Source organism: Hymenobacter sp. BT559 (assembly GCF_017571525.1).
Classification (GTDB): Bacteria; Bacteroidota; Bacteroidia; order Cytophagales; family Hymenobacteraceae; genus Hymenobacter; species Hymenobacter ginsengisoli.
This window is the reverse complement of the sequence record NZ_JAGETY010000004.1, coordinates 309,574-321,099: the sequence shown is the minus strand read 5'-3', so window position 1 is coordinate 321,099 and position 11,526 is coordinate 309,574. Positions and strand designations below refer to the sequence as shown.

Genomic DNA, 11,526 nt, shown 5'->3' with positions numbered 1-11,526 from the left:
TGCGATAAGAGCGTTGGCTGTCGTGCAATTAGCTAAGATAATGTTCTGTTAATAGCACGCTGTCCTACATTTGCCCCGCCAAATTATTCAGCCTGTGCCATGAGCAACATGATTCAATTCGTCGCTAACTACGACGACCTGTCCACCGACAAAGGCTTTCAGTTTAAGTTTCACTGCGACCAATGCCACAATGGCTACATGTCGCGTTTTCAGCCCAATGCGCTCGGTATTGCGGGCAGCCTGCTGAGCGCGGCCAGCAATTTTCTGGGTGGCCTGAGTGGCGTAGAAAACGCGACTTACCAGATTCAGCGGGCCGTGGGCGGCAAGGCGCACGACGAGGCGCTCGAAAAAGCCGTGCAAGAGGGCAAGCAAAGCTTTAAGCAGTGCACGCACTGCGGCCATTGGGTGTGCCCCGACGTGTGCTGGAATGCCAGCGCCGGCCTCTGCGAAGCCTGTGCCCCCGATGAGCAGGAGTCGCTGCGGTCGCTCCAGGCCCAGGCCACCCGCGAGCAAATTCGCACCAAAACGCGCGCCACCGACTACACGCAGCACCTTGATTTTTACAGCAAAGACGCCTTGCTGCAATGCCCCAACTGCCAGGGTAAGGTAGCCGCCGACCAGAAATTCTGCCCGAGCTGCGGCACCCCCAACCCCGCCGCCAAAACCCAGGCGCGGCACTGCACCGGCTGCGGCACGGCCCTCAAGCCCGAGCAGAAGTTCTGCGCTGAGTGCGGCACGAAAAACTAGGTTACTGTAGCGTGGGCTTTGTAGTTCGCGTCTTCACCTCCTGAAGACGCGTGCAAAAGTTGGCTATAAAGTCCGCGCTACAATATTTGTCTAAGTACCGCAAAGTGAGTAGCTTGCGTCTGCGGCCCCGGCGCAGGCTTTTCCCGGCGCCCTGCTTAGCGCATGGAAATCCCGTACCCAGCCCTGGCCGAAGAGGCCGCGCCCGCCGCTAGCCTCACCAGCGAAGACCTGGCCCCGGTAGCCCCCGCCGCCCGCACCTGGGGCACTTGGAATTATGCCGCGCTCTGGATTAGCATGAGCCTGTGCATTCCGACCTACATGCTGGCGAGTTCGCTTATTCAGGGCGGCATGAACTGGTGGCAGGCGCTGCTCACTATCTTCCTGGGTAATGCTATCGTGCTCATTCCCATGATTTTGAATGGCCGGGCCGGCACGCGCTACGGCATACCGTTTCCGGTGTTTGCCAGGGCCAGCTTTGGGGTACTAGGGGCCAATGTGCCGGCGCTGCTGCGGGCCGTTATTGCCTGCGGCTGGTTTGGCATCCAAACCTGGATTGGCGGCTACGCCTGCTACCAGGCGGCGGTGCGCTGGTGGCCGGCGCTGGGCACGCTGCCTGCCGTGTTTCCGGCCAGCTGGGGGCTAGCCACGGGGCAGGCGCTCACGTTCTTCCTCTTCTGGCTGCTGAATATGTACGTGGTGTACCTAGGCGTTGAGAGCATTCGTAAACTACTTGTTTTCAAGGCCTTTTTCCTGCCGACAGCAGCGCTGGCGCTGCTATTGTGGGCTATTTCTGCGGGCCACGGGCTAGGGCCGATTTTGGCGCAGCCTTCACACTTCAACACTCCCGGCGGGTTCTGGAAATTCTTCTTTCCCTCGCTCACGGGCATGGTCGGCTTCTGGGCAACGCTCTCGCTCAACATCCCCGATTTTACCCGCTACGCTACCAGCCAGCGGGCGCAGCAGGTGGGCCAAGCGCTGGGGCTGCCTATCCCGATGACGTTGTTTTCGTTTGTGGGCGTGGCAGTTACGTCGGCTACGCTCCTCATCTACGGCACTACCATCTGGGACCCGGTAGTACTGGCCGGTCGCTTCGAAGGCCGCTGGCTGGTGACGGGCGCCATGCTGGCCGTGGCCCTGAGCACCCTTGCCACCAACATCGCCGCCAATATCGTGAGCCCCGCCAACGACTTTGCCAACCTTGCGCCCCAACGCATCAGCTTCCGCATGGGCGGGTACCTTACTGGCTTGGTGGGGCTGCTCATCTTCCCCTGGAAGCTAATTGCCGACCCTAGCGGCTTCATTTTTACCTGGCTGGTGGGCTACTCGGCCCTGCTAGGCCCCATCGGCGGCATCCTCATCACCGACTACTACCTGCTGCGGCACCAAGAGCTGGCGCTGAATGACTTATACCAGCCAGCCGGGCGCTATACCTATAGCCGCGGCTTCAATCCGGTTGCTCTGGTAGCGCTGGTACTCGGCATTTTGCCCTGCGTGCCCGGCTTTCTGGCCGCCATTGGCGTGTTTGGTAAGGCTAGCGTGTGGCCCTGGCTGCTAGAAGTGTATAATTACGCGTGGTTCGTGGGTTTCTTCGTGGCTGGCGCGGTGTATTGGCTGCTGATGCGCGGGCGAACACAAGGGAGTAGTGCTTAAAAGGTCACAGTAGAGCGCGCTAATTAAAGTCTATAGTAAGTTCATTACTCACCAAGTTGACCTTAGGCACCTTAGCAAAGAGCGCAATTAGCTGTTGATATTGTGCTTGATGACTAGGATAAATCTGATTAGTTTGTGGGTCGAACCAAGCCCAAGCTATGTCGCCTAACCATTTCCGAAAGTCGGGCTCATTGGTAGCGTAGTGGTAAATAATTCGGTAGCGGCCCTCTTTGCTAAATTCCGCCGCACTTGGTACCGACGAAAGGGTATAGACAGCCGACTGGTTTTCGTAAGGGTTAAATGCTTGACCTGGCGCTACAACCACAAAATCAGTTAGGCTGATGCCATCCATATTGCCGCAACGCACCATTCTATCCTTAGTCTTTCCCAGCGGCCCGCTAGGTACCCTGTTTACCTCATAATATGAGTAGGGATAGCGCCATTGTATATCCGAGGCATCCAGCGTTTTGACGAATTGCACCGTGCTATCGCTTCCGTTATGAATGCGAATGGTAAACTGTGGAATTTCGCCTAGTTTATAGGCGGTTCGGTCGCTAGATAGACTACATGTGATGCCAGGCGTTTGGCCCGCAGCTGGCTGCGATAACGCAAATAAAATAGCTATGGCGACTAGCACGCTATTTATCATACCTTCAGTAGATTACGCTAACTCAAACTGCAACCTCAATAAATTGGCATACAGCCCGCCCTCGCGCTCGCTCAGCTCATCGTGGGTGCCGGCCTCCACGATGCGGCCGCCGTCGATGACCAGAATCTTATCCACCTTACGGATGGTGCTGAGGCGGTGCGCGATGATGAGGCTGGTGCGGTTCTGCATCAGCTCATCGAGCGCGCTCTGCACGAGCTTTTCACTCTCGCTATCGAGCGATGAGGTAGCCTCGTCGAGGATAAGCACCGCCGGGTTTTTGAGAATGGCGCGGGCGATGGCCACGCGCTGCCGCTGCCCACCCGAAAGCTTGATGCCGCGGTCACCGACCACCGTATCGAGGCTTTCGGGGAAGGCGCTGATGAACTGCCAGGCATTGGCGCGGCGAGCGGCCTCGATAATCTCGGCATCGGTGGCGTCGGGCTTGCCATAGGCGATGTTCTCACGAATGGAGCCACCGAAAAGCAGCGTTTCCTGCGGCACAATGCCGATGTGGCGGCGCAGGCCGGTGAGGTCGTAGTCTTTGATATCGTGCCCATCGACCAGGATGCGGCCGCCGCTGAGCGGGTAAAATTGCATAAGCAAGCCCGCAATGGTACTCTTGCCCGCGCCGCTAGGGCCCACGAGCGCAATTTTTTCGCCTGCCGCGATATGGAAGTCAATGTCTTGGAGCACCACAATGTCGGGCCGGGTAGGGTAGCGGAACGCCACATGCTCGTAGCAGATGTCGCCTTGTATTTTGGCAGGTACGAGGCCGACGGCTGGCTCTATGTGCGTAGGTTCGGGCGTCTCATCCAGAATTTCGAGGATGCGCTCGCTAGCCCCTAGCGTGCTCTGCACTTTGCCGTACATCTCGCCAAGGCCAGCAATGGACCCGCCGATGAACGCGGTGTAGAGCAAAAAGGTGAGCAGCTGGCTCACTTCGAGGTGGTCGGGGCCAGGCGAGTATACCAGCGTGGCGGCCCGCCACAAAATAAGGATGATGCCGCCCGTGAGACCGATAATGATGAACGACACGAAGCCGCCCCGATACAGGTTGCTGCGCAGGGCCGCTCGCACCACCCGGTTTAGCGAGGTACCGTAGCGCTGAGTTTCAAACCGTTCATTGGTGAAAGCTTTCACGGAGTTGATGGCCTGAAGCGTTTCCTCCACAATGGTGTTCGTGTTAGCCAGCTCTTGTTGGGTAGTGCGGGCCAACCCTCGGATTTTGCGCCCAAACAGCCCAGCCGCCAGGATGATGGGCGGAAACGTGAGCAGCATAAACAGCGAGAGCTTCACCGACACTATCATGATGGCCGTGATGCCGATGAGCAGCGTGAACACCTGCCGAAACAGCTCGGCGATGGTGAGCGAAAAGGTGTCCTGAATCTGGGCCACGTCGCTGGTGATGCGCGAGGTGATGGCGCCAATGCGGTTTTGCTCAAAAAACGGAATGGGGAGCTGCACAAATTTGGCGTAGAGCGCCTGTCGAATGTCGCGCACGGTGAACTCGCTCACTTGCGTGAAAAACCAGATGCGCCCAAACGAGAAAAACCCCTGGAACACGATGATGCCAAACAGCAGCAGCGCGATGCCGTTGATACCCAGCTCAAAGCCGTTGGGGAGCACCACGCGCTGGTGGTTAGCTGCGCTGATGAGCTTGCCGGCCAGCCACGGAAAAGCCATGAACGTGCTGCTGCTGAGTACCAGCATTAGCAGGCCCACGACAAACTTGCCCCGGTAGGGCAGCACGTAGCGGAATATCCGCAGGCTGCGCTTGAGCGACTCTTTATTTACTTTCGGTTTGGGCAGGTCAGCGGTTGCGTCGCTGCCGCTGGTATTAAATCCACTACGAGCCATAATTCAATCGGGCCGGTTAGGGGCCGGCCCACTTATCAAGAGACGCACCAAAGCGAATGGTGCTTTAGCGGCGCGGTTTAATTAGCGATAATTACTGCTCAAAGAGAGCGATTCGTGCCGAAAAAGACTATGAGCACGGTTATCAATTCGAGTGACTTTTGTTAATTCAGCCCCGGCGCGTCCTTGGCCGAGCGGGGCACCTTGCGGTTGATTTCAAACTGGGTCACGCCTGCGTTGTCGAACGGCACGGGCACTTGCACCAGCACCGGCACCGGCACGCCGCGGCGGGTGGCGGGCTGCCAGGCCGGCAGCGCCTGCACCACGCGCAAGGCCTCAGCATTGCACTCGGGCGTGAGGCCCTTGGCGATTTTAGGGTTTATGAGCTTCCCGTTCACGTCCACGGTAGCCGACACGATAACGTCGCCGGTCACGCGGGCCTGCTTGGCTTTCATCGGAATCTGCACGTTCTGGCTGAAAAACTCGCCCATGGCCTCCTCGCCACCGGGGAAGGTGGGCGGGTGGTCGGGGCGGTTTTCGGCGCCACCACCGGCTTGCAGCTGCATGTTGCCGGGCGTGAGCACCACGGGTGCCTTGGCCGGGGCGGGTTTGGTTTGGGCCAGCGCGGCTAGGGGGGCGGCCAGCAGAATAGCGAAAAGATACGAGCGCATAAAACGAAAAAATGGGCCGGGTAGGCTAGCGAATAACGTAGTAAAGATACCTGCCGCTAGGGTCACGAATTAGGACAATAGCGCGGCAGCTTCGGTTCGGTCGGCGGGGCGCGAAATCAACAGTAGGCCCAGGTAAATCAGCGCGCCGTTGAGCAGCAATATTTCAAAACCAAATTTGTAGCCGTTCAGCCACTCTACTGAGTGCGATACAATGAGTAGCGTAAGCGCCACGCCCGCCACGCAGGTAGGCAGCACCAGCCCGTCGCGCAGCTGGCGCTTGGTGAAAATGCCGAACGCAAACAGCCCTAGCAGCGGCCCATACGTGAAGCCGGCCGCCTTGTACACGGCATCAATGAGGCTTTGCTCATTGAGGGCGCGGAAGATGAGAATAATCACAATCAGCACCACCGACCAGCCCAGGTGCGTGAACTGCCGCAAGCGCGTTTGCTGGGCCTCAGGATATTGCTTGATATTCAAAAAGTCAATGCAAAAGGAGGTGGTGAGCGACGTCAGCGCCGAGTCGGCCGAGGCGTAGGTAACGGCAATAATGCCCAAAATGAAGATGATGCCCGCTGCCAGTGAAAACTGCGTGGTGGCCAGGTAGGGGAAAACCTTATCCGTATCGAGCGTGCCCTTCACATTGAGCAGCTGCGGCATGTGGGCCAGGTCGAGGCCCTGCGCGGCGGCGTATTTATAGAGCAGCACCCCTAGCGTGAGAAACAGCACGTTGACGCTCACGATGACGGGCGTAAACCAAAACAGGTTTTTCTGGGCCTCGCCGAGGCTGCGGCAGCTCAGGTTTTTCTGCATCAAATCCTGGTCGAGGCCCGTCATCACGATGGTGATAAACATGCCCGAGGCAAACTGCTTCCAGAAGAATTTATCGTCGCGAAAATCAGCGAAATACACCTGCGACATCGGGCTCTCGCGCACCGTATGAATAAGCTGCTTGAACGAATAATTGAGCGCATCCGACATAAAGTAGATGCTCAGGGCCACGCAGCTCAGCATGGCCATCGTCTGAAAGGTGTCCGTCCAGAGAATGGTCTTGAGCCCACCCTTAAACGTGTAGAGGTAGATGAAGAAAATGCTGACTACTACGGTGATAGAGAACGGCACACCCATCGAGTCGAATACCGCCAGCTGGAGCACGCCTGCCACCAGGTACAGCCGCAAAGCCGACCCTAGCGAGCGCGAAATGAGAAAAAACAGCGCCCCCGTTTTGTAGCTCCAGTAGCCAAAGCGCTGCTCCAGGTAGGAGTAGATGCTGACCAGCTGCAAGCGGTAGTAGAGCGGCAGCAGCACCGTGCCAATGACCAGGTAGCCGGCCACAAAACCCAGCGCGACCGCCAGATAGCTCCAGCTTTTGCCGTACACATTGCCCGGCACCGAAATGAACGTGACGCCCGAAAGCGAAGTCCCAATCATGGCGAAGGCCACCATGTACCAGGGCGCGTTGCGGTTGGCAATGAAAAAGCTTTCGCTTGTGGCCTTGCGCGAGGTGAGCACCGCGATGATAATCAAGACGGCGAAGTAGCCTGCAATCAGACTTAAAATAAGAGTCGGCGACATAGGCGGCAAAGGTACGGCGGTGTTATGCTGAGCTTATGAAGCATGTGCTCACCGGTGAGCGGCTTTAGCTAGCCTACTCTGCGTCCTGCATCGGCAAGACAAACGAAGGATTATTCCCAGTCGGGCCAGCGCATGATTTCGCCCACCGCCGGGGCGTGCAAGGCGCCGCGCAGCAGTCCGCCGGCCGCCACCTCGGTGAGCAGGCGCAGCGGCTCGGAGGCCGGCTCGTCGCTGAGGTCAAAAGTGCCGTGGTGCATGGGCACCACGTGGCCGGCGCGCAGCACGTTGGCGGCCTTGGCGGCCTCGTGGGGGTTCACGTGGCTCAGGTGCATCATAAAAGGCGGCTTGTAGGCGCCGATGGGCATGAGCACGATGTCGATGGGGCCGAACGTTTGTTCTATCTGCTCGAAGTGGTCGGCATAGCTCGTGTCGCCGGCAAAGTAGATGAGCCGGTCGTCGGTCTTAATCAAAAAGCTGCCCCACAGCACTTTATTTAAATCCGTAAGGCCACGCCGGTGCCAGTGGCTGGCGGGCAGGTAATAGATTTCAACCGGCGCCTCGGGCCCCAGGTCGTACTGCTGCCACCAGCCGGCCTCCTGCACCGCTAGGCTAGGGGCCATCCCGCGCAGCAGCCCCGCCATGCCCAGCGAAGAAAGCGCGCGCATCTGCGGATTTTGGCGGGCTAGCAACTGGATGGATTTTCCATCCAAATGGTCGCGGTGGCCGTGTGAGAGCAGCAGGTAGTCAATATTGCGCACATCTTCGGGCCGGCAAGGCAGCGGATGGCGGTGATGCAGCCCTAGCGAGGAAAACAGCACTGGGTCAAACAGCAAACTCACGCCCTTAATGCGCAGCAGGAAGCAGGCGTGCCCTAGCCACACCAGCATATCTTCGGTCGAGAAGAATGCCTCGGCGCAGGGCACTACGGCGGGCGTCCAGGTATCACGCTTCTTCTCTTCCTTCTGTGGGTTGGCCGTGAGCTGCCAGCGCAGCGCCGTGCTAAAAGATGGCTCGAAAAGCGCTTCGCCGTTGCAAAATTCACGGCTAATCAGCTTGTTGCCCGCGTAGCCGGGGCGGATGGTGCGCAGCGCCTCGTTGCGGCGATAGTGGACGGGAGCAGACATAAAGACAGGCAAAAGCAGCCGCACGAAACGGCCGCAAAATTGTTATACTACCAACAGTAGCGGCCAAAGTTCGTAAGTTGACAGGCGCAACCTAGTTTACCTCCTTTATCACCTTTTTTCATGAGCGATAATCAGTTCTTGCCGGACCGCAACCGGTCCGTCGCCCACCAGCTCTCGGCCGAAGAAGCCGCTCGCATTCAGGCGCAGTTTTTTGCCCAGGTATACGGCTGGATGGCCGCCGGCCTGGCGCTCACTGGCGGCGTGGCGTTGTTTGCCGCCGGCACACCAGCCGTGCTCGAATTTATTTTCGGTACCCGCTTCGTCTTTATTGGCCTCATCATTGCGGAACTGGTGCTGGTAGGTTTCTTATCGGCGCGCATTTTTCAGTGGAGCCGGGGCAGGCACAGGCCGCCTTCATTGGCTACGCGCTGCTCAACGGCCTAACGCTGAGCGTTATATTTCTGGCGTACACGGCCGGGTCCATTGCGTCTACCTTCTTCACCACCGCCAGCATGTTTGGGGTGATGAGCGCCTTTGGCTATTTCACCAAGTCTGACCTGTCGGGCTGGGGCAAAATGCTGAGCATGCTGCTCATCGGCTTGGTCATCGCAATGGTAGTCAATGTGTTTTGGGGTAACTCAACTCTGAATCTGGTAACCTCCTTCGTGGGCGTAATTCTCTTTACCGCCCTGGCTGCCTACGACACGCAGAAACTCAAGCAGCTAGCCTTCTTGGGCGTGACGGAGGGGGAAGAAACGCACGACAAAGCATCCATTCTCGGGGCCCTCACCTTGTATCTGGACTTTATTAACCTATTCCTGTTTTTGCTGCGCTTCTTCGGCCGTCGCCGCTAGGGCTAGGTTTTCAGGTAATAGAAAAGCCCCGGCCGATACATTCGGCCGGGGCTTTTTGTTGCGTAAAAAATGGGTGCGGCCTACTTGGCAGCGCTGGCGAGCCAAGCGGCGCGCTGCTCTTTTTGAGCGGCGGTGGCGGTCATTTTCTCCACGCTTTCCATGGCTTGCACCTGCACGTTAGTGTCTTCGGTGAGCACTACCTGCACGCTGCGCTCCACGCCGGCGCGGTTGCGCACGCGCACCGGCACGAGGTCGGCAGGAGTGTGGCGGCGCATAATGCTTTCGAGGGTAGCCATGTTGTCTATTTTCTCGCCGTCGAGGGTCACAATCTGGTCGCCCCGGTCGATGCCGGCCTTGTACAAGCCCGAGCCGATGGTGGTGTTGCGGTTCAGAATGCAGCGGCCTTCCTCATCAAACTCCACCTGGCGGGGCAGGGCGGCGGCGAGCGCCTTCACGGGCACCACTGCCAGGCCCATCGTCGCCAGGTTTTCGCTGAAGCGCGGCGCTTCGTGCCCGTAGATGTAGCGCCGAAAAAACGTGCCTGCAAAGGCCGTGTCTTTGGCCACGGTGCCTAGCACGCGCTGCAAGTCTTTTACCGTGTAGGCCTTAGCAGGGGCTAGCGAGGCCGTTTGGGGCTTGCCAAACTCCTGCCACATGGCTTGCATATACTTATCGAGCGAGGTGTGGTAGCGCTGGCGCAGCTGCAGGTCGAGGCAGAGGGCTAGCCCCGCACCCTGAATGTAGTACGACAGGTAGGTGTTGCCACGGTTGGTGGGGTCGAGCGACACGGCCGCGTCGGTGAAGGCCGCCTGCCGGCTCATGTCGATGGGCGAGGCATACCGGGCGCCCGGCGAGTTGAGGCGCGCATTTACCCACGAGCTCACGCGCTCAAAAAACTGCTCGTCGTCGTAGAAGCCGGCACGGCGCAGAATGAGCTCGCCGTAGTACTGCGTGAAGCCTTCGCCAAACCAGAGCGCGTCGCTCATGTTAGTGCGCTGAAAGTCAAACGGCTCCAGGCCCTGCGAGCGGATGCGCTCGGTGTTGTAGGAGTGAAAAAACTCGTGCGATACGGTGCCCAGGTTGTGCAGGGCGCCTTCCTCGCGCAGCGGCTGCGACGACGTGAGCGAGGTCGAGTTGCGGTGCTCCATACCGTCGCCAGTGGCCTGGGGCAGGTAGTCGGCCAGGAACGTGTAGCGGCCAAAGTCGAACTGCGGATACTCGCCGCCGTACACGCCGGCCGCCTCGCGCACCACCTTCTGGGTTTTCTTCACGAAGGCGTCGACCTCGCCGGCGGGGCCGCTGTAGTAGGTCGCCATCTCGAAGTTGCGCCCGCCATCCTGCCAGGTGTGCAGGAACTGCGGCGACCCCAGCACCGTGGGGCTGTCCATAAAATACTGGAGGTTGGGAGCCGTAAACGTCGTTTTGTCGTCGCCGGCCGCGCGCAGCTGCGTAGCTACTTTCCAGTTGGCCGGCAATTCAAATTTTACCTCGGCCGGACGGTTTTCCAGGCCCTGGGCGTAGCAAAACACCGCTGGCATATTCAGGTGCGCATGCTGCTGGTCGATGCCCGCAAACGTGCCGTCCGAGCGGTCGCCATACACCGTGTAGTTGAACTGCACGGTGCCATCGGCACCCGGCGTTACTTCCCAGGAGTAGGGGTCAGGGCGATTGATAGTCAATAATTTGCCCGCGCCATCGGTAGCAATGGTGTAGTAGACGTTCTTCACGAACTCGTGTAGGGCATAGCGTCCTGGCGAGGAGCGTGCCATACGTACCACCAGCTTCTGGCCGGCAGGTAGCCCCGCAAAAGTGGCCGCTACGCGTGCCTCGTGGTGCACGGCATTCGGAAAAGAAACGGCGTAGCGCACGGCTGGGCCATCGGCTTTGACGGATGCTACATGCTTGGGAGCGGCGCTAGGGGCCGGCATAGCAGCCGGGAGCGCGGTTGGCTGGGCCGCTGGTGCGCTGGGCGCTGGCTGGGAGGCCGGTGCCGGGGCTGCTTTGGCGAGGGGCGCCGCAGCCGGCTTCACCGCTGGCATAGCCACCGCTTTAGCGTTTGGGGCAATTACGGGCTTGGCTGCCGGGCGGGCCACCGGGGGCGCGGCTGGCCGTGCTGCCAGGGGTAGTGGTTTGGCGGCCGGGCCGGTAGCAGGCTTGGCAGGTGCCGCGGTGGGTTTAGCCGGAGCGGCCAGTTTGGGTTTAGTAGAGACGCTAGGGGCCGTTTTCCGAGCAGGGGCCGGCACCGTTATCGCGGCGAGCAGCTTGGCGCCCGGAGCCTGGGCCAAAGCCAGGCTGGGCAAGCTTACCAGTGCCATGCCAGCCAGACCTTTCGTGCGAAGAAGTTTTTTCATAAAAACCAGTTGAATAATGCTAAATTGTATTGATAGTGGGACTGGCCTAGTTTT

At 59.2% G+C, this 11,526-nt stretch carries 10 protein-coding genes; 4 read left to right on the top strand and 6 right to left on the bottom strand.

The annotated features are described in order from the left end of the window. The first annotated feature begins 108 nt into the window (after positions 1–108). Both J4D99_RS07850 and J4D99_RS07845 read left to right on the top strand, forming a co-directional pair. Entirely contained in the window at positions 109–747 is a 639-nt protein-coding gene (locus J4D99_RS07850; RefSeq protein ID WP_208131149.1) for a zinc ribbon domain-containing protein, read from the top strand. A gap of 162 nt (positions 748–909) precedes the next feature. Then, positions 910–2,397: an NCS1 family nucleobase:cation symporter-1 gene (locus tag J4D99_RS07845; RefSeq protein ID WP_208131148.1), complete on the top strand. Its 1,488-nt coding sequence runs from the start codon at positions 910–912 to the stop codon at positions 2,395–2,397. Between the two features lie 19 nt (positions 2,398–2,416). On the opposite strand, the gene J4D99_RS07840 is transcribed toward J4D99_RS07845, so the two are convergent. The 5 genes from J4D99_RS07840 to J4D99_RS07820 form a co-directional block, all read right to left on the bottom strand. Then, on the bottom strand, positions 2,417–3,046 hold the full coding sequence (locus tag J4D99_RS07840; protein ID WP_208131147.1) for a hypothetical protein: 630 nt from the start codon (positions 3,044–3,046) through the stop codon (positions 2,417–2,419). 12 nt (positions 3,047–3,058) lie between these two features. After that, positions 3,059–4,903 carry an ABC transporter ATP-binding protein gene (locus J4D99_RS07835; RefSeq protein ID WP_208131146.1) on the bottom strand — a complete coding sequence of 615 codons (1,845 nt, stop codon included), beginning with the start codon at positions 4,901–4,903 and terminating at the stop codon, positions 3,059–3,061. A gap of 161 nt (positions 4,904–5,064) precedes the next feature. Continuing rightward, a complete protein-coding gene (locus J4D99_RS07830; RefSeq protein WP_208131145.1) occupies positions 5,065–5,571 on the bottom strand; it encodes an energy transducer TonB in 507 nt (168 codons plus the stop codon). Between the two features lie 69 nt (positions 5,572–5,640). After that, the gene (locus tag J4D99_RS07825; RefSeq protein WP_208131144.1) at positions 5,641–7,143 is read right to left on the bottom strand and encodes a sodium:solute symporter; all 1,503 of its coding nucleotides are present in this window, start codon (positions 7,141–7,143) and stop codon (positions 5,641–5,643) included. 110 nt (positions 7,144–7,253) lie between these two features. Continuing rightward, complete coding sequence (locus J4D99_RS07820; RefSeq protein ID WP_208131143.1) at positions 7,254–8,267, bottom strand: MBL fold metallo-hydrolase; 1,014 nt, start codon at positions 8,265–8,267, stop codon at positions 7,254–7,256. Positions 8,268–8,387: 120 nt separating this feature from the next. On the opposite strand from J4D99_RS07820, the gene J4D99_RS22320 reads away from it, so the two are divergent. Then, on the top strand, positions 8,388–8,711 hold the full coding sequence (locus J4D99_RS22320) for a hypothetical protein (RefSeq protein WP_503104894.1): 324 nt from the start codon (positions 8,388–8,390) through the stop codon (positions 8,709–8,711). Beyond that, positions 8,654–9,121: a Bax inhibitor-1/YccA family protein gene (locus J4D99_RS22315; RefSeq protein ID WP_503104893.1), complete on the top strand. Its 468-nt coding sequence runs from the start codon at positions 8,654–8,656 to the stop codon at positions 9,119–9,121. The genes J4D99_RS22320 and J4D99_RS22315 overlap by 58 nt, the downstream gene beginning before the upstream one ends. An 80-nt stretch (positions 9,122–9,201) precedes the next feature. Here J4D99_RS22315 and J4D99_RS07810 read toward each other — a convergent pair whose 3' ends face one another. After that, positions 9,202–11,472 (bottom strand): M61 family metallopeptidase, encoded by a 2,271-nt coding sequence (locus tag J4D99_RS07810; RefSeq protein ID WP_208131142.1) that lies wholly within the window; start codon positions 11,470–11,472, stop codon positions 9,202–9,204. Positions 11,473–11,526 lie beyond the last annotated feature (54 nt).